The sequence below is a fragment of the Kiloniella spongiae genome (assembly GCF_001026905.1).
In the GTDB taxonomy this organism is placed as follows: domain Bacteria; phylum Pseudomonadota; class Alphaproteobacteria; order Kiloniellales; family Kiloniellaceae; genus Kiloniella; species Kiloniella spongiae.
This window is the reverse complement of the sequence record NZ_LAQL01000006.1, coordinates 1-18,424: the sequence shown is the minus strand read 5'-3', so window position 1 is coordinate 18,424 and position 18,424 is coordinate 1. Positions and strand designations below refer to the sequence as shown.

Below are 18,424 nucleotides of genomic sequence, written 5' to 3'. Positions count from 1 at the left end.
CACTAAAACCCTAAGATTTTGATTCACATCACGATCAATATTTGTTGATCGCAAGCTGATTTAATTAAAGGTTTTACCAAAATCTTAATGTGCCTTATCAACAACAGCGCGTCGATATTTCCGCAGTTTGGCTTCTATCAACTCGCTTTTGATTCGTATCAGTAAAACCACGATATAGAATAATTTAAAGGCAATACCCATAATCATAAGCGGCCACAGCATTGATGGGTCAATTGTCGGACCATCGGCACGCATGACAGAGGCTGGTTGGTGGAGTGTATTCCACCAGTCGACGGAAAATTTGATAATCGGAATGTTCACAAAACCGACAATGGCAAGAACAGCGGCGGCCTTGTTGCCGCGTTCCTGTTCTTCAAAGGCGTTCATCAAGGCCATGTGACCGAGATAAAGAAAGAAGAGAATCAGCACTGATGTCAGGCGTGCATCCCATACCCACCATGCCCCCCACATAGGTTTGCCCCATAGTGATCCAGTCGCAAGGGCCAGAAAAGTAAAGCCAGCCCCAATGGGAGCCGACGCTTTGGCTGCGAGATCAGCAAGGGGATGTCGCCAGATCAAAGAGCAGACAGATGCAATGGCGATTGATGTGTACACAAACATGGCCATCCACGCAGAGGGCACATGAATGTACATGATCCTTACACTTTCGCCCTGTTGATAATCGGGGGGAGAGGTAAAGAAAGACATGTAGAGACCGACGGCCAGTGAAATTACTGTCAGGCCGGAAACCCATGGAAGCACCTGATTGGTCAGCTTCAAAAATCTGTTTGGATTGGCAAATCGGTGAAAGACCGACATTGTCCTTATCCCTTCAATTTACATTCTTGTGCATCAGGCACAGGTTCATTCAACGGTGAGCAGACACTAGGACAAAGATATATACCTTGCCTTGATATCAATCAATTTTCAGATATCAAACATTTGAGATATTTATCAATCCGCTTCAACTCACTTCCTTGTGTTTTATTCTACCGACTGCCTTAACGCGGCGGCTCCAGCTAATGGCGTTATTAATAGCGAAACAAGCAATATTGCACCAAGCAACAAAAGGTGAGGTCGTGCATTTGCGATAACCGCACCAGCTTCCAGACTGTTCATGGCCGCATCAATAGCCCCGACACCAAAAATCAGTGTTGGTATATAAAGTGGGAGAACGAGTAGGGGAATCAATACGCCCCCACGCCTTGCGCCGAGTGTGAGTGTCGCTGCGATAGCCCCGATCAAGCTTAGACTGGGTGTTCCCAAGACCATGGCGATCAGGAGGATCGTCATGGCGTCAGAATCCATATTAAATAGCAGTGCAATTAACGGAGCGGCTAGAATCAATGGGAGTCCTGTTGTTAGCCAGTGTGCAAGAACTTTGGCGAGGACGGCAATCTCCAGTGATGTTGACGACAGAATAAGCTGTTCCAGACTTCCGTCTTCATAATCAGCAAGAAACAACCGTTCAAGAGACAGCAGGACGGCCAGCAGAGCTGTGACCCAAATAATGCCGGGGGCAATGCGCGCGAGCAAGTTCGGCTCTGGCCCCAGGCCAAAAGGAAATAACATGGCGGTGAGAATAAAAAACAAAACGGCCATGGTTAAATCTGATTTTTGACGTAGTGCCAGACGCAAGTCTCTGGAAACAATATTGAGGAAAGCTTTCATATCCAGGATTCCTCGTCATTTTCAATCTCCAGAAGTTCCTTGTTATAAAGCGGACTGTAATCTTGCAGATTTAGCCTGTCTGGATTTTCAACTTGTATGGGGCTGTGTGTTGCAAAAATAACTGACCCACCTTTTAATCTATGGGTTTTAATGACTTCTTCTAATAAACTTACTGACGCAACGTCTAAGCCGACAGAGGGTTCATCCAATAACCAAACTGATCGCTCTGACGCCAGCAAGCGTGACAGGGTTAACCGTCTGCTTTGCCCGGATGAGAGGAGATTCGCCGGGGTGTGTTTGAGTGGAAGCATTCTGAAATGATCTAAAGCGTCTTCCAAACCTGGATCGTCTTTTGTTTTTCCTGACCAGTAGGCCAGATTTTCCAAAACCGTCAAAACAGGTTTAATCGCGTTTCGGTGTCCAATGTAGTGAATATGTTTTTGAAAAATCTCTGGATCTTTTGTGGCATCCTGTTCTTGCCAGACAAGTTTCCCAAATCTTGGCCGGACAAGACCGGATAGCATGCGTATCAGGCTTGATTTTCCGCTACCATTTGGCCCCTCGAGAACAAGGGCCTGTCCCTTCGCAAGATTGAAGTTCAATCCAAGAAAGACAGTGCGTCCGCCTCTTATACAGGTAAGGTCTTTCCCTTGAAAAAGGCTGCTGCCCAATATCTAAACCCTTAGTTTTTTATACAAACTGAGATGCAAAAAGCCATCATGCCTGATCGACTGTCTTGCGTATAACAAAAAAGCGTATAGCAAAAAAAATCCCCTCTCGCCAATAAGGTGTTTCCTTATGACGCAAGGGGATCGGGAGTCTTAAAGAGGATGCGGCTGCCAGTCGGGTATCTGGCAGCCGCTAGAGTCCAGCTTTGGGGTAATGTGGAGATCTTCAGGATCTCTAGTAGAGAGGGGAAGCTCTCTACGGTTTTGAATGTAGGATCCAATTTTGAAGGGACTTAGCCCTAAATGTGGCAAAATGGTGATTTATCACATGGCCAAGGATTCTTCGTATTTTTGTAAAGTGTGATGGCTCCCTATATAAAATGAAGCGAAAACAAGTAGATAAATTAGTTTGTGTCGCATAAAAATAAAAAATGATCGCTATTAGGTTATTTTTTTTCTTGATAAATCACAATATAAAGATATTGTTATATTGATTTTGGCGCACAGCTCACGCCTAGAGGAGACGTTACCGTGGAAGTACTATTAAAAGGATTACAGTCTATTGCCGAACCAACGCGGTTGCGTGTTCTGGGGCTTTGCGCTCATGCGGAATTGACTGTGAGTGAGCTCGTTCAAATTCTTGGGCAGAGCCAACCACGTGTTTCTCGCCATTTGAAGCTCTTAATGGAAGCAGGTCTTCTGGAGCGACATCAGGAAGGTAACTGGGCTTATTTCAGGCTGTCGGATAATCAGCCCTGTTCTGAATTGGCACGGCTGGTGATCGATTTGATCCCGGCGGATGACCCCAAACTGGCTTTGGACTTTCAACGTCTGGAAAACATCAAAGAAGAACGTGCGCGCAAGGCGCAGGAGTATTTCCGTAAAAATGCGTCGGATTGGCATGAGATTCGGTCTCTGCACATCGACACATCTTCTATTGAAGCAGCATTTCAGGAAACATTGCTGCAAGAACCAGTAAAGGAACTGCTGGATATTGGGACCGGAACCGGCCGTGTGCTGGAACTGGTTTCTGGCGAAGTAGGCTCTATTGTCGGGTTGGATATTTCTCGCGAGATGCTGGCGATTGCCCGAAACAATATTGACCGTGCCGGTTTGACAAACTGTCAGGTGCGTCAGGGCGATATGTATCAAATTCCCTTCGGCAACGCCCGTTTTGATGCGGTTTGCCTGAATATGGTTCTGCACTATGCCCTCGATCCGCGAATGTGTTTGCGCGAGGCTGCAAGGGTGATCAAGCCCGGAGGTCGTTTGATTTTGGTGGATTTCGCGCCCCATCGTATGGATAGCCTCCGTGATGACCATGCACATCATTGGCTGGGCTTTGACGATAAACAAATTGAAGAGTTTTGCGACGATGCGGGATTAACCCTCTCCGACCCAGAACATCTTCCGGGTGATCCGCTGACGGTCTGCATTTGGACAGCACGTCGCGATCCCAACACGGAGTAAAGAAGAATGAAAAGGCCTGATATCAGTTTTGAACTGTTTCCGCCGGCTTCGGAAAACGGTCTTGAGAACTTAACCAAGACGGTTACACGGCTGAAAGCTTTTGAACCGAAATACTACTCCATTACCTATGGGGCTGGTGGTTCAGGGCAGCAGAAGTCAAAAGATTTATTGAATGAACTCTCGCAGGATAAAGATCTGACGCTTGCAGCCCACATTACAATGGCTGGGGCATCGAAAGCTGAAATTCTGGAAACAGTCAAAAGCTGGCGTGATTTGGGTGTAACTCGTTTGGTTGCTCTTCGCGGCGATGCCGAGGAACCCGGCACCGCCTTTAAACCTCATGCCGATGGTTTTCAGGATTCTATTGAGTTCATTGCAAGCCTGAGAGAACTCGGCGATTTCGAAATTGCGGTTGCTGCCTATCCTGATCCGCATCCGGATAGTAAATCACTGGCTGATGATCTGGCTTTCTTAAAGCGGAAACAAGATGCCGGTGCGACAACAGCGATCACGCAATTTTTCTTTGAAGCGGAGAGCTATTTTCGTTTTGTTGAGAAAGCGAGGAAAGCAGGTATTACAATTCCGATTATTCCTGGGATTTTACCAATCAATAATATCGCTCAACTACAGCGTTTTGCCGATCGTTGCGGCGCGACAATCCCGGATTGGGTCAGTAATGCTTTTGAGGGATTGGAAGACAATCCTGAAACAGCGGCAGCTGTTGCTGTATCGCTTTGTCTGGATCTGTGCCGTGATTTGATTGATGGCGGTGTTGACGCTTTCCATTTTTATACCCTCAACCGTTCGCCTTTAACAGAAGCTGTGTGCCGGCTTCTATCTATTCAAGCTGAAGAGAAGGAAGCTGCATAATGAGAAACTTTATTGATGCGCTAAACAGCCGTGTTCTATTAACTGATGGTGATTTGAAACCAGCCCTGCGTGAGGCCGCAATTGACCTCAAACGCGCTACCTTTGGGCATGAAGAGTGCCTTGCCGCTTTGAATATTTCCCGTCCGGATTTGGTAACGGCAGCTCACAAAGACTTTTTGGAAGCTGGTGCAGATGTCATCAGAACGCACACAGGCGATGCTTCTTTTGATGCTTTGGCGAAATTCGATATGCAAGATGAAGTCTTCATTATAAATCATTTTGCGGCTGAAGCAGCTTGTTTGGCTGTTGATTCGCTGCCGGGTGGTGATCGTCGTCGATTTGTTCTGGGTGTAGCGGATCAATCCAATGCAACAGGGGCGGACAATGAATTGCGATATGGTGCCTACATTCAGGTGCAGGGGCTCGTTTCGGGTGGCGTCGATGCGCTGACGTTCAAGCCTGTGGCTGATTTGGAACAGGCACGCGCACAGTTGGCATCTGCAAGACAGGCTCTGTTAGAGCTTGGTTCTTCGGTTCCATTGCTTTTGGATTATTCGGAAGATCACGATTTTACAGATGATACCGTTGGCGATCTTGTGGATGGTGTTTGCTATGTTGAAAATGGTGATACGATAAAAGCTGGTTTCCCGGTACATCAGGTCGGACAGAAAATTCTTGTTCATGGTGGTCGTTCCCCTCGGGAAACCTTGAAGCTTGATGCGGCGTTGCGCAAAAAGGCAGCTGATGGCTATCGCCCGGTCACGCGACCGAATGTATCCCCGCGTGAGGCCATTGTGCCTGTGTCGAGCTGGAATGACTATTCAGCGGTTGCCAACAACTAAAGCATTTTGGATGCACAGTTTGTTAAAGAGGGCGGCATTTGATAAAGATGCCGCCCTCTATCTTTACTGTTTTTCCCTAAAACCCTACTTTTTGTGTGAGACAAAACGCTCGTTTCTAGCGTCTTGCGCTTGTATCCGTTTGACGTGACTATAGATTCAGATCAACAACTGAGGGCGCTCTGATCCGGGTGCGATTGGATATGGTTGAGTTTCTGGATGCCGCGTTTCTCGCGCGTGTGCAATTTGCCTTTACGATTTCGTTTCACATTGTCTTTCCGGCCTTTTCTATTGGGTTAGCGAGTTACCTCGCTGTTCTCGAAGGTCTTTGGCTCTGGACTGGGCGTGATGTTTTTTTGCGTATTTTCAAATACTGGATAAAGATCTTTGCCGTTGTCTTCGGGATGGGCGTGGTTTCCGGCATTGTCATGAGCTATCAGTTCGGGACGAACTGGAGTGTATTTTCTGACAAAACGGGTCCGATACTTGGTCCGCTGATGGGCTATGAAGTTCTGTCTGCCTTTTTCCTCGAGGCCGGATTTTTGGGCGTCATGCTTTTTGGTATGAACAAGGTTGGCAAAAGGCTGCATTTCTTTGCGACGCTTATGGTGGCGATTGGCACTCTTTTCTCTGCTTTTTGGATATTGTCTGTGAACTCCTGGATGCAGACACCAGCAGGCTACGGTATCAACGAAGTTGGGCAGTTTATCCCTGTGGACTGGTGGGCAGCTGTGTTCAACCCTTCATTCCCCTACCGTTTGGTTCATATGGTTTTGGCGGCCTATCTGACGACGGCCTTTGTTGTCGGTGGTGTTGCGGCATGGCATCTATTGCGTGACAAAACGAACCGATCAGCACGGATCATGTTTTCAATGGCGATGTGGATGGCGGTTATTGTTGCGCCGATCCAAATTATCGCGGGCGACTTTCATGGGCTGAATACGCTGGAACATCAGCCTGCTAAAATTGCGGCAATGGAAGGGCATTTTGAAACAAGGAAAGGGGCGCCGCTTATTCTTTTTGGCTTGCCGTCAATGCAAGATGAGACAGTTCATTTTGCGCTGGAAATCCCTAAACTGGGCAGTTTGATTCTAACGCATGACCTCAATGGCGAAATCAAAGGTTTGAAAGAATGGGTACCGGAAGACAGGCCGAATGTGCCCATTGTTTTCTGGTCATTTCGTATCATGGTTGGTTTGGGATTTCTGATGGCTGTGTTGGGGGCGTGGAGCTTTCTTCGGCGCTTGCAGAAAAAGCTGTATGAAACACCTTTAATGTTGCGCTTTGCGACCTGGATGGCCCCATCCGGTTTTATTGCTCTTTTAGCCGGATGGATAACGACAGAGGTCGGAAGACAGCCTTACACGGTTTATGGCTTGCTGCGAACATCTGATTCCATCTCTCCGATTGATGCGCCGGCGGTGGCTATATCCTTGCTTGCTTTTGTGATTGTGTATTTTGCTGTGTTCGGTGTCGGTGTGGTTTACATCCTTCGTTTGATGAAGCGTACACCTGATACGGATATCCCCGATGATTACAAACCTGATGAGGGGCCAATACGTGCTACGAGCATGTTCCCGGTTGAAGCGCTAACACAAGAAACAGGAGGTAAGACAAATGGAAATTGATCTTGCACTTATCTGGTCTTTGCTGATTGCCTTTGCTGTTCTTGCTTACGTTCTGTTGGATGGCTTTGATTTGGGAATTGGTATTTTGTTTCCCCTCTTTAACAAGGGGAGCGAACGCGACTATGCCATGAATACCATTGCTCCGGTGTGGGATGGAAACGAGACTTGGTTGGTTCTTGGTGGGGGCGGGCTTTTTGCCGTTTTCCCCCTAGCTTATTCTGTTGTGTTACCTGCGCTTTATGCGCCTTTGACCATTATGTTGTTGGGGTTGATCTTTCGCGGTGTTGCTTTTGAATACAGGTGGCGAAGTGAGAACTCTCAAGGGCTTTGGGATCTCGCCTTTTTTGGTGGTTCACTTGCCGCAGCCTTTTGCCAGGGGATTGCCCTAGGGGCTTTGGTCCAGGGCATCGACGTCGTTGATCGTGCCTATGCAGGTGGATGGTGGAATTGGCTAACGCCGTTTTCACTACTCACAGGAATATCTGTTGTCGTTGGCTATATTCTGTTGGGATCAACATGGTTGATTTTAAAGACTGTTGGGCCTGTGCAGGAAAAAGCCCATCGCTATGCAAAGCCGGCACTGTTTGGGCTTTTGGGTTTAATCGGGATTGTCAGTGTTTGGACACCGTTTCTTAATCCTGAGTTTCTGGCGCGTTGGTTTACCATGCCACAGATAATCTATACCGCACCTGTTCCGCTTCTTGTTTTGGTTTCGGCGCTGGTTTTATTGCGAGGACTTCGAGAAAAGAATGACGCTTGGCCTTTCTTAGCCAGCTTGGGGTTATTTGTTCTGACTTACATAGGCTTGGGGATTAGCTTTTTCCCTTATATGGTGCCCCCGAGCCTGACAATCTGGCAAGCGGCGGCGCCTGATGTAAGTCTGGAATTCTTGCTTATTGGTACTGCTGTACTCGTGCCGTTAATTCTTGGTTATACAGCCTACGCCTATTGGGTATTCCGTGGGAAAGTGGATCCTGACGAGGGGTATCATTGATGGTAATGAATAACTCTGCGAATAAAACGCTGGCCGTGTCTCCAGTAAAGAAGCAATCAGAAACAACAACTCAACCAGAGGCACAGAGTCTCCAGCATCGGTTGATTTGGTTTGTTGGGCTATGGTTCGGTGGTGTTTTTTCTTTGGGTGTCGTTGGGTATGCTATCCGTGCCTGGCTTGGGCTTTCTTAAGTATCAGGCTTGAGTTGTCGCTAGAGGATATCCAGCCCCAAATCCAGGCAAGGGGCGCTGTGGGTTAGCCATCCCATTGAGATAACATCAACCCCGGTTTCTGCGATGGCACGTACTGTTTCATGGGTGATACCGCCAGATGCTTCTGCAATGGCCTTCCCATCTATCATCACGACGGCTTCGCGCAGGGTTGGTAAATCCATATTATCCAGCAGAATGATATCGGGGTTATGATGGAGTGCCTGTTCCAGCTGGTCAAGCCGATCAACTTCGACTTCAATTTTTACCATGTGCCCTACTTGTGATCGGGCGGTTGCAATGGCTTTCCCGATATCGCCTCCAACCGCAGCAATATGATTATCTTTGATCATCACACCGTCATAAAGACCAAAGCGATGATTGTGTCCGCCGCCGCACCGGACAGCGTATTTTTCAAAAGCCCGCAGACCGGGGGTAGTTTTTCTGGTGCAGGTGACGCGTACAGGCAGATCGTCAACCAGATCAACAATATTACGGGTTGCCGTGGCAATTCCCGATAGATGCCCCATGTAGTTCAGGCCAACACGTTCGCCACTCAGGATTGCGCGCGCAGGACCTGTTATTGTGGCAACAATACTCCCGGGAAAGAGACGTGTGCCATCTTCCGGTAAAATTTTAACTACCACCTGCTCAGATAGTTCAGCCATTGCCGCCTTTAGAAATGCGGAGCCGGAAACAATACCGCTTTGTCTGCTTACTACAGATGCTGTGAGCTGGGCATCTTCAGGGATCATTGATTGGCTGGTGAGATCCCCGGTCGATCCAAGATCTTCCAAAAGCGCGGCCTGTACGGTCTGTGTGATAAGGGGGGAAGGTAAAGGCGGTATGTTCATCATTTACACTTTTTATTGTCGATATATCTTTGGGGCAGTTTAGGAAGCGAGCTTCATTGCAGCATTTGTGGTTGCATGCTTTGTAGCGTTGTCCAGTTTTATGGTGCTGTGATGCTGATATTGAGGGTTACTCTCGGGGTAATCGAGGCGATAGTGACCTCCTCGACTTTCCTTTCGCTCAAGTGCTGTCGTTGCTATCAAACGACTAATCGTCGTTATATTTTTTAACCGTGCTGAAGCATGTGGAATATCTAACTCGATACGATCCAGTTCTTTCAGCAGTGTTTTCAATCCCTTTTCATCCCGGCAAAGCCCGATGTAGCGATAGTTCTGGATTTGCAGCTCGTAAATGGCTTCTTCATCTCTATTCGCAGCGGGGTAAGGAGCATCGGTTTTTTCGGAAACTTCAATCTCAGGGATGTTTCTTGCCGGGGGTGTCGTGAGAAAATCACAGATATCTTTACTGACAAGAGGAGCAAAAACCAAGGCTTCGAGCAAAGAGTTGCTGGCCAATCGGTTGGCTCCGTGCAAGCCGGTGCAAGCAGCTTCGCCACAGGCCCAGAGGCCATTGAGACTGGTTCGCCCACGATTATCTGCTTCGATGCCCCCCATATGATAGTGCGCTGCCGGAACGACAGGAATAAGGTCTTTCGTCGGATCGATGTCGTGATTTTTGCAGTGCGTATATACCGTGGGGAAGCTTTGTGGAAAAGTATCCCCGATCGATTTACGGCAATCGAGATAACAGCGATGTCCCTTTTGTATTTGTCGCCATATGCCTCTGGCGACAATATCCCGTGGCGCCAGTTCGGCGAGGGGATGTTCATCGCACATAAAACGTTCGCCCGCCTCATTCACCAACCAGGCTCCCTCCCCACGCAAAGCTTCCGTTGCCAAGGGGCGTGGTGTGGCCTTCACATCTATGGCTGTTGGATGAAACTGGACGAACTCGAGATCCTTCAGTTTCGCACCTGCGCGGGCGGCCATGGCAAGCCCATCTCCACTCGCGGCGAATGGATTGGTCGTTGCGCTGTAGATCTGCCCGATCCCGCCTGTAGCAATAATTGTGGCGTTAGCAGTGATTGTTCGCAATTTATTATCTTGCAGAAGGCTTGCGCCAAAAACCTGATTGTTCTGGCATAGCAAATCTAGAGCTTCTGCATTTTCGAGGACCGTAATGTGCGCGGCCTCTTTCACCCGTAACTGTAGAACGCGCATGACTTCTCGTCCGGTCGAATCTCCGTTGGCATGGACAACGCGCCTGTGGCTATGGGCAGCTTCTCTGCTGAGGCTCAGGCCTTTGTCATCATGATCAAAGATCACGCCAAGATCGATGAGATCGTGTATACGTTCTGGCCCAAGATCGGTAACCAAAGTGGCAATGTCCTGATCCGCAATACCGCCGGCGACGGCAAGGGTATCCGCGAGATGACTTGCAGGACTATCGGTGGGATCAAGTGCAGCTGATATCCCGCCCTGTGCCCAGGTACTCGATGCTTCTTCTCCAAGCGGCCCTTTTGACAGAAGCGTTACAGCTTTTGGTGCAAGGTGCACCGCCGCCATCAAGCCTGCGAGGCCCGCACCAATTACCAAAACATCTGTCGTCGTTCTTTCAATCGTGTCGGCAGGGTTGGGCACGGGAAGCCTCCTTAACTTGCGTCCAGCATGCGTTGAACTGCAAGGCGTGCCCGATCAGCAAGCGCAGGATCAACAGTAACTTCGTGCGTCATCGTCTTTAATGATTCACAGATGTTCATCAAGTTAATGCGTTGCATGTGAGGGCAAAGATTACAGGACCGAATAAAGCTGGTATCCGGGTTTTCTGACGCGATGTTATCACCCATAGAGCATTCGGTGATCAGGGCGACTTCTGCTGGCTTTTGCTCAGATACAAAGTTGATCATACCGGCAGTTGATCCTGAATAGTCCGCAGCTTCGACAACTTCCGGCGGACATTCCGGGTGTGCAAGGACCGTGACATTGGGATGTGCCTTGCGCAGTTGATTAACCTGTCGGGCAGTAAAGCGTTCGTGCACTTCACATTCGCCTTCCCATGTCAGAATTTCAACGTCGGTTTCGGCGGCAACATTGGCGGCAAGAAAACGATCCGGGATTAAGAGCACCCGATCCACACCCAATGATTCAACGATTTTCACAGCATTTCCGGATGTGCAGCAGATATCTGATTCAGCCTTTACTTCGACGGAGGTATTTACATAAGTGACAATGGGAACGCCGGGATATTTTTTGCGAAGATTACGGACGTCTTCGCCTGTGATGGAGTCAGCCAAGGAGCACCCGGCCTTGGGATCGGGGATCAGTACAGTCTTCGATGGATTTAGAAGTTTTGTGGTCTCTGCCATGAAGTGAACGCCGGCCATCACAATGACATCGGCTTCGACATCAATAGCCTTTTGTGCAAGTGCGAGTGAATCCCCAACGATATCAGATACGCAGTGATAGATATCTCTCGTCTGATAATTGTGGGCGAGAACAACAGCGTTGCGTTCTTTTTTCAAACGCAGGATCTCATCAACATAGGGCGCAAAATCAGGCCACTCTTCTTTACTGATCGCGGGGTAAACCTGCTCAAAGACAGAGGCCGTGCGTGCGGCCACTTCCGGGGTGTATGTGTATTCTTCTGTCTCTGCGACTGCAGTATTGGCAGACATTGTAACCTCTTTTGCTCTATGTGAGTATAAGGGGGCTATAAAAAAAAGACGGGAGCTCCCTGTTACCCTTATGCTACAAGTGAGTATTACTTGGGTCAAGCGTATTATGCTCAATATTAGTATAAGTAGTTTTGGCCTAAGGAAGATTCGGTTAGCTGAAGAGGAGGCGCGCTAGTTCTGGCGGACACCCAGTGCCTGGCGTTCCATCAGGACTTCGCGCCTAAAGCGGAATTGGCTGGCAGGACGCCCGCCGGTCTGGCTTTCGATCTTTCCGGTTGCTTCAACCAGGCCTTTTTTCTCGATGAGTCGACGAAAGTTCTGTTTATGTAGTAGAGATCCCGAGAGAGCCTCGACGACTTTTTGGAGCTGTAATAGCGTAAAGGTCGGGGGCATCAGTTCGAACACGACAGGACGATATTTTATTTTACCCCGCAAGCGCCCGATGGCTGTTGCTAAAATGCGTCGGTGATCCAATGCCATTGCTGTTCCGCGATGATCACTTATTTCTTCTCCATTCAGGTTGTCTTGGCGTTCCGTGACCAGGCTTGCTTCATAGAGTAGTTCGTATCGTTCCAGAACAAGTTCATCGTTCCAGGGGGTGTCATCCAACCCAAACGTAATACAGGCACGTTCGTAGCGATCTTTTTGCTCATCGTTATTTTCAGCATCAGCAATCCATTGCCGCAAGGCGGGGATGATATCACTCTCTAATATAATGGGAGAGCCATCGCGCCAGTCTTCCCAGGGGAAGAAGCGATACCAATCCTGCCAAACCGCATTTTCAATCGCTGTCGGGCCGGTATCTTGCACCAGAGCGAGATAGCCGACTGATACCAAGCGGGCGCCACCAGCTTCCTCGCGAGGGTCGCGTCCTTCGTTACCGAATGTATAGAGTTGTTCAACGTAGCCAATATCGTGATCGGTCTGTTCTTCTACCCATGATCTGAGACCAGCTTCAAGTGTGCGGTGCTTCAGTGGATAAAAAGGGCCGAAGGGAAGTGCTTCGTGTCGATTGTCGTGGGGCAGCGCTGTCCGTTCGGTCAATGTTTCGTGCTGGGCAGTCAATGTTTCAGAGGTATGCTGGACGACAAGAACCTTTGGTTGCTCTTCAATTATAGCAACAATAACGGCATTCAGTCCGATAACGACCTGCCCGTTTGTTGATTCTGCATTCACATTCATACCTATAGTGCCTCTATCTCTTAAGTCTCTAAGATCACAGAGGAATTGATATTAGGCAAGATCTGATGGTAGGTGACTGTTATAATCTGCAAATCTCTACTGTGAAAACGTTTGTGATTCTGCTGTCAGTAAATCACAGCCGCCAAGTTTAATGGCTTCGAGCAAAGGGTTCAGAGGCGTGCTATCCGAGACGAACTGGCTGATTTGAGAGAAATCGCATTGTTTAACCGGAGCCATTTTATCAAACTTGCTATGGTCCAGAACCATGATGGATTGCTGGGAATGACTGATTAAAGTTTGCGAGAACACTGCTTCGCAAAGATGGTTTACCATAAAGCCCTTTTCGCAATGTACAGCTGATGCTGATAGTATCGCGTGGTCCAACTCAAACCGGCCAACAAATTCCAGAGCTTCAGGCCCAAAGGCCCCTGCATCATGTTCCCTGAGTTCGCCGCCGGCTAAAAATACTCTGTTTCCGTTCCTGCTCACCAGAATGTTGGCGATTGAGGCCGAGTTGGTGACGATAAACAAATTTTTGTGCTCGCTAAGCGCCATGGCAACATAAGCTGTGGTCGAGCTGTTATCGAGAAAAAGCGATTCCCCGTTGCGAATTTGTGCCGCTACCAGGGTGGCGATCTGTTGCTTTGCTTCTTTGTCTTCTGCAAGACGACGGGAAAATGAGGGTTCAGGAATGCTTTCTGGAAGCGAGACGCCGCCGTGTACTTTCTCCAGTAAGCCTTCAGTGACCAAGCTATTCACATTACGGCGTATTGTTTCCATCGAAACTTGCAAGGTCTCTGCAAGGGCCGCTGTTGTGCAAAAGCCATTAAAGCGAACGTTCTTAAGGATATCGAGCTGGCGTTTGGAAGGGTTCATCTGATTCTGTTTCGTGTGTTTGCTGTTGTTGTTTCAGTATTTATAGCAACAAAACCACGAAATAAACACGAAATTTCCTCAAAATATAAATATTTTGGATTGACGCGACTCTAGTTTCGGTGATTTTATGTGGTTATTGTGGATTTGTGTGGTTATTGATTGCTTTCTAGGAGAGTTTAATGTCTGATCGGCGTCATGTAGAGGTTCTTGTAATTGGGGGCGGGATTATAGGGTGCTCTATCGCCTATCATTTAACTCGTATGGGAAAGCAGGATGTCGCTGTTCTGGAGAAAAATCAGTTAACTCACGGGGCGACGTGGCATGCCGCCGGGTTGGTGGGGCAGCTAAGGTCCTCGCGAAATACAACCCGTATGCTGCAGAAATCCGTTGAGTTATATGACAAATTAGAAGCGGAAACCGGACAGTCGCTGGACTGGAAAAAGGTTGGCAGTCTCAGGTTGGCAAGCTCTAAAGACCGGATGCTCGAAATAAAGCGTCTGGCAACAACCTCTAAAAGTTTTGGTCTTGAGATGCAAATCCTGACTGCACAAGAGGCACAGGAACTCTTTCCGATCATGACAACAGACGGTGTCGAAGGTGCAGCCTATATTCCAAGTGATGGTTATATTGACCCAAGCTCTGTTTGTCAGGCGCTGGCAAAGGGAGCCCGTGATAAGGGTGCAAAAATTCATCAAGGCGTTGAAGTTCTGGAGGTACGTCGAAACGGCCGACAAGCATCCGAAGTCGTTACGTCTGAGGGGACTTGGACTTTTGATATATTGGTTAATGCTGGAGGTATGTGGTCTCGGGAATTGGGGATTCTTAGTAATGTGAAGGTACCCGCTTGTGCATTGGAGCATCAGTACATGATCACTGATCCCATTCCCGATATGCCTAAAAACATGCCAACAATGCGGGATCCCGATCGACTGATCTATTACAAGCCAGAAGTTCGGGGAATGGTTGTTGGTGGGTACGAAAGGGGAACGCTTCCTTTTGGAGATGAGGGTATTCCGCAGGGATTTGGTCGGGAACTGTTGGGTGAAAATTTTGATCGCTTTGAGGAATTGGCCTGCCTTGCTTCGGAAATCACGCCGGTAATTAATACTGTGGGCATTCGTGAGCTCATTAATGGTCCCATTCCCTATTCTGCTGATGGTGACTTTGTGATGGGAAAGGCCGTTGAGTTTGATAACTATTTTGTTGCCAGTGGTTTTCTCTATGGAATTGCTGCAGGCGGTGGTGCGGGACAGATGATGGCGGAATGGATAATTGATGAAGCCCCAAGTCTTGATCTCTGGCCTCTGGATATCCGCCGTTTTAGCGAGCACCATAACACGAACTATTTTATGTATAATCGGGCCGTCGAACACTATGGCGGGCATTATCTTCTTCACAAGCCTGGCGAAGAAGCAAAAGCAGCCAGAGGAATAAGGCGTAGCCCGCTTTATAATATACTGAAGGAAAAAGGTGCTTGTTACGGTAGTCGGGCAGGGTGGGAGCGTCCGAATTGGTTTGCTTTGAATGGGTTGGAACCTGTTGATCAGCTGGATTTTGATCGCAGGAAAACAAATTGGTTCTCGCCTGTTGCCAAAGAGTGTAAGGCTGTGAGGGAAAATGTAGGGTTAATAGATCAATCTTCTTTTGCAAAGATGGAGGTTGTTGGTCCGGGTGCGTTAGCAGCTTTGCAAGGGCTTGCGATTTCAAACCTTGATAAGCTCGATGGGGCGGTCGTTTATACACAGCTTTGTAACGAAAAAGGCGGGATTGAAGCTGATTTGACGATATGTCGTCTGGGTCGTGAGCGCTTTTATGTCATTACCGGCAGTGGTTTTTCTACGCATGATTTCCATTGGATCAAGTCGCATTTGCCAGTGGATGGATCGGTTCATGCGTTCGAAGTGACTTCTGCCAAGGCTGTGATCAATATCTGCGGGCCAAATTCGAGAGCTGTTTTGCAAGCGGTGACGCGCCAAGATATTTCCAATGTCGCTTTCCCTTTTTCGACTTGCCAGCAGATTGAAATTGGCGCAGCAACACTCTGGGCTCTGCGTATTGGGTATGTCGGAGAACTGGGCTGGGAGTTGCACATTCCAACTGAATTTGCGGCGCATGTTTATGAACAGCTTTGGGAGGCAGGGCAACCTTATGATATTGCCAATGTCGGTTACCGTGCCATTGATAGTCTGAGGATGGAAAAGGGGTATGTCTATTGGAGCTCAGAGGTAACCCCTGATTACACACCTTATGCTGCCGGGTTGGGATTTAAGGTTGCGCTGAAATCAAAAGGCGATTTTATCGGTCGCGAAGCCCTTCAGATGATTAAAGAAAGTGGACCAACGGAAAAATTATCCACCTTTACTGTTGAGGCTGATGTCTCCCTTTACGGTGCAGAGACGATTTTTCGTGGTGACGATGTGGTTGGGCTGACAACATCAGCTAATTACGGTCATACTATGGGGGCGCAAATTGCTATGGGGTACCTTCCTGTTCCGCTTGCTGGTCAGCAAGGGTTTGAAATTGAAGCTTTTGGAAAACGCTATCCTGCTGTGCGTATAGATGGTGCTTTGTATGACCCTATGAACAAACGTTTAAAAATGTGAGGGGTGATAGAAATGGAAGCGAAGCAAATTGCATCAATTATAGTGTTGGTTCCGGAGCTACAGGATTGGACTCCTGGAAGTTATTCCGTTGAACGTCTCGGCGGGCTGACAAACCTTGTTTTTAAAGTGTCGAGAAAAGAAGAGAGTTACATTGTTCGAATTCCAGGAGAGGGGACTGAGGAATATATTGATCGTTCTGTTGAATCTCATAATGCTCAAGTTGCTGCGGATATAAAGGTCTCTGCAGAAGTTCTTTATAGTGATCCCTCAAGTGGCGTGATGGTCTCGCGGTTCCTGGAGGGTACAAAAACGATGAGCCCTCTTGCCTTTAAAGAGATATCCGGATCTGCTGGTCGGGCTGGACGTGCCTTGGCTTTGTTGCATAACTCGGGAAAAGAATTTCTGTTCCGGTTTGAGCTCTTTGCCATGATTGATGAATATTTGAAGGTTCTCTCAGGCTTGGACGTTACTTTACCAGATGGGTATCGCGAGGTTGTTGAAGAGGCGCAAAACATTCGAAATATTCTGGCCTCTAAGACGAAGCTACCATTAACACCGTGTCATTGTGATCCTTTATCTGAAAACTTCCTGGATGATGGTCAGAAGATGTGGATTGTGGACTGGGAATATTCCGGGATGAATGATCCTCTATGGGATCTTGGAGATCTTTCTGTCGAGGCCGAATTTTCCGAGGAACAGGATCGGGAATTACTTGTTGCCTATTGGGGCGAAGAGCCGCCAGCTGAAATCCTAGGTCGTATGATCATCTACAAAGCGATGTGTGATCTTCTCTGGACTCTTTGGGGGTTGATACAGCATGGCAATAAAAATCCTGCCGAAGACTTTTGGGCGTATAGCATTGCACGTTTTGAGCGCTGTAAAAAGCTGATGTCTTCTTCTGGTTTTGCTGAGCATCTTCGTGCCGTTGATCGGGGAAGCTTATATAATTGACATGTTTTCAAAGCATGTTTGAGTGGGTTGGGGCATTGTAGAGGATTTAATCGGTAATGTTAGAGGCAGAAGTATGGTGTGTGCCTTTTTATATATTGCTTTATGTCTCGAGCCGTAAGAGCATGAGTAATTCATCATAATAAGTGCCTTGAACTTTAAGTGCTCTGGGTTCGATGCCGTATTCAATAAAACCCAATGCTTTATATAAGTTGACTGCTGGAATATTGGAAGCAACCACGGTTAAGAGAAGTTCTTCGGTGGTTTCTTTGGCCGTTTCGATGATTAGTGATGCGAGTTGCTTGGCCAAACCGTTACCGCGCGCTTCCGATTTTATATACATGCCCCAAAGTGTCCCTTTGTGCCGTAGCTTTTCTTTTTTGGAGATGCGTAAACCTGCAATACCTGCAAGTATTCCTGTATTGCCATAAACACCAAAGACATAGCTGTCGTTTAAGAGTTCGCAATAGTAAGTAAAGACTTCGGTGGATTCATCTCTATAGGATGCTCCAAAGGCTTCGGGCGTTTCTCGAAGCCCCTCCAATCTCAGTTCTTTATAAAGCCCCACGTCGCTGGGAAGGATTCTTTCAAGTGTAAAATCGTTATCTTAGGCATTTGTATTAAGAATCTTACTGTGTGCTTGCTTATAGTTTGGTGATTCGGGGAATTAAATGCGAATCATCTGGGGTAAAAGTTATTTTCAAGCATTATTCGAGAGAATTTCGCATATTTTTTTGCTTGGTTTCGGGGATTCTTTATCGATTTGCTCTAATTATCCCGTAATTATCTTATGAATTTGCTATCGGGGAATCTGCCTTTTTCAGAAAACATCCTAAACAGAGGTGTTTTGGGTAATAAACTTACGTAAAACGGCTCTGTTACGCTAATATTAAAAAAATGTGAGTTTTTTGCAAAAAGGTCTTTGACAGTGTTGTTGTAG

At 47.7% G+C, this 18,424-nt stretch carries 17 protein-coding genes; 8 read left to right on the top strand and 9 right to left on the bottom strand.

Translation table 11 applies throughout. The annotated features are described in order from the left end of the window. Positions 1-84: 84 nt before the first annotated feature. From WH96_RS09010 to ccmA, 3 genes are all read right to left on the bottom strand, one after another. Positions 85-819, bottom strand: coding sequence for a heme ABC transporter permease (locus WH96_RS09010; RefSeq protein ID WP_047763853.1), 735 nt, complete (start codon positions 817-819; stop codon positions 85-87). 165 nt (positions 820-984) lie between these two features. Beyond that, on the bottom strand, positions 985-1,671 hold the full coding sequence (ccmB, locus tag WH96_RS09005) for a heme exporter protein CcmB (RefSeq protein WP_047763852.1): 687 nt from the start codon (positions 1,669-1,671) through the stop codon (positions 985-987). Further along, on the bottom strand, positions 1,668-2,342 hold the full coding sequence (gene ccmA, locus WH96_RS09000; RefSeq protein WP_053005793.1) for a heme ABC exporter ATP-binding protein CcmA: 675 nt from the start codon (positions 2,340-2,342) through the stop codon (positions 1,668-1,670). Before ccmA ends, ccmB begins: the two co-directional genes overlap by 4 nt. Positions 2,343-2,870: 528 nt before the next feature. On the opposite strand from ccmA, the gene WH96_RS08995 reads away from it, so the two are divergent. The 6 genes from WH96_RS08995 (at position 2,871) to WH96_RS08970 (ending at position 8,331) form a co-directional block, all read left to right on the top strand. Next, the gene (locus tag WH96_RS08995) at positions 2,871-3,809 is read left to right on the top strand and encodes an ArsR/SmtB family transcription factor (RefSeq protein WP_047763850.1); all 939 of its coding nucleotides are present in this window, start codon (positions 2,871-2,873) and stop codon (positions 3,807-3,809) included. Positions 3,810-3,815: 6 nt separating this feature from the next. Further along, complete coding sequence (gene metF, locus WH96_RS08990; RefSeq protein WP_047763849.1) at positions 3,816-4,679, top strand: methylenetetrahydrofolate reductase [NAD(P)H]; 864 nt, start codon at positions 3,816-3,818, stop codon at positions 4,677-4,679. Beyond that, positions 4,679-5,521 carry a homocysteine S-methyltransferase family protein gene (locus tag WH96_RS08985; protein WP_047763848.1) on the top strand — a complete coding sequence of 281 codons (843 nt, stop codon included), beginning with the start codon at positions 4,679-4,681 and terminating at the stop codon, positions 5,519-5,521. Before metF ends, WH96_RS08985 begins: the two co-directional genes overlap by 1 nt. Before the next feature lie 200 nt (positions 5,522-5,721). Then, positions 5,722-7,146, top strand: coding sequence for a cytochrome ubiquinol oxidase subunit I (locus WH96_RS08980; RefSeq protein WP_047763847.1), 1,425 nt, complete (start codon positions 5,722-5,724; stop codon positions 7,144-7,146). Continuing rightward, positions 7,136-8,140, top strand: a complete 1,005-nt coding sequence (cydB, locus tag WH96_RS08975; RefSeq protein WP_047763846.1) for a cytochrome d ubiquinol oxidase subunit II — start codon at positions 7,136-7,138, stop codon at positions 8,138-8,140. The genes WH96_RS08980 and cydB overlap by 11 nt, the downstream gene beginning before the upstream one ends. After that, positions 8,140-8,331, top strand: a complete 192-nt coding sequence (locus WH96_RS08970) for a hypothetical protein (RefSeq protein WP_047763845.1) — start codon at positions 8,140-8,142, stop codon at positions 8,329-8,331. Before cydB ends, WH96_RS08970 begins: the two co-directional genes overlap by 1 nt. A 20-nt stretch (positions 8,332-8,351) precedes the next feature. Here the strand turns inward: WH96_RS08970 and nadC are convergent, their stop codons facing one another. From nadC to WH96_RS08940, 5 genes are all read right to left on the bottom strand, one after another. Further along, positions 8,352-9,206, bottom strand: coding sequence for a carboxylating nicotinate-nucleotide diphosphorylase (gene nadC, locus WH96_RS08965; RefSeq protein WP_204248162.1), 855 nt, complete (start codon positions 9,204-9,206; stop codon positions 8,352-8,354). Between the two features lie 36 nt (positions 9,207-9,242). Next, on the bottom strand, positions 9,243-10,841 hold the full coding sequence (locus WH96_RS08960; RefSeq protein ID WP_047763844.1) for an L-aspartate oxidase: 1,599 nt from the start codon (positions 10,839-10,841) through the stop codon (positions 9,243-9,245). An 11-nt stretch (positions 10,842-10,852) separates the two neighbouring features. Next, positions 10,853-11,875, bottom strand: coding sequence for a quinolinate synthase NadA (nadA, locus tag WH96_RS08955; RefSeq protein WP_047763843.1), 1,023 nt, complete (start codon positions 11,873-11,875; stop codon positions 10,853-10,855). A gap of 171 nt (positions 11,876-12,046) precedes the next feature. Continuing rightward, on the bottom strand, positions 12,047-13,057 hold the full coding sequence (locus tag WH96_RS08945; protein ID WP_047763841.1) for an NUDIX hydrolase: 1,011 nt from the start codon (positions 13,055-13,057) through the stop codon (positions 12,047-12,049). A gap of 96 nt (positions 13,058-13,153) precedes the next feature. After that, complete coding sequence (locus WH96_RS08940; RefSeq protein ID WP_047763840.1) at positions 13,154-13,933, bottom strand: DeoR/GlpR family DNA-binding transcription regulator; 780 nt, start codon at positions 13,931-13,933, stop codon at positions 13,154-13,156. 179 nt (positions 13,934-14,112) lie between these two features. Here WH96_RS08940 and WH96_RS08935 point away from each other — a divergent pair, with 179 nt between their 5' ends. After that, positions 14,113-16,536: a GcvT family protein gene (locus WH96_RS08935; protein WP_047763839.1), complete on the top strand. Its 2,424-nt coding sequence runs from the start codon at positions 14,113-14,115 to the stop codon at positions 16,534-16,536. A gap of 12 nt (positions 16,537-16,548) precedes the next feature. Then, positions 16,549-17,487 (top strand): choline kinase family protein, encoded by a 939-nt coding sequence (locus WH96_RS08930; protein WP_053005792.1) that lies wholly within the window; start codon positions 16,549-16,551, stop codon positions 17,485-17,487. A gap of 100 nt (positions 17,488-17,587) precedes the next feature. Here the strand turns inward: WH96_RS08930 and WH96_RS08925 are convergent, their stop codons facing one another. Then, positions 17,588-18,052 carry a GNAT family N-acetyltransferase gene (locus WH96_RS08925; RefSeq protein WP_053005791.1) on the bottom strand — a complete coding sequence of 155 codons (465 nt, stop codon included), beginning with the start codon at positions 18,050-18,052 and terminating at the stop codon, positions 17,588-17,590. Positions 18,053-18,424: the final 372 nt, after the last annotated feature.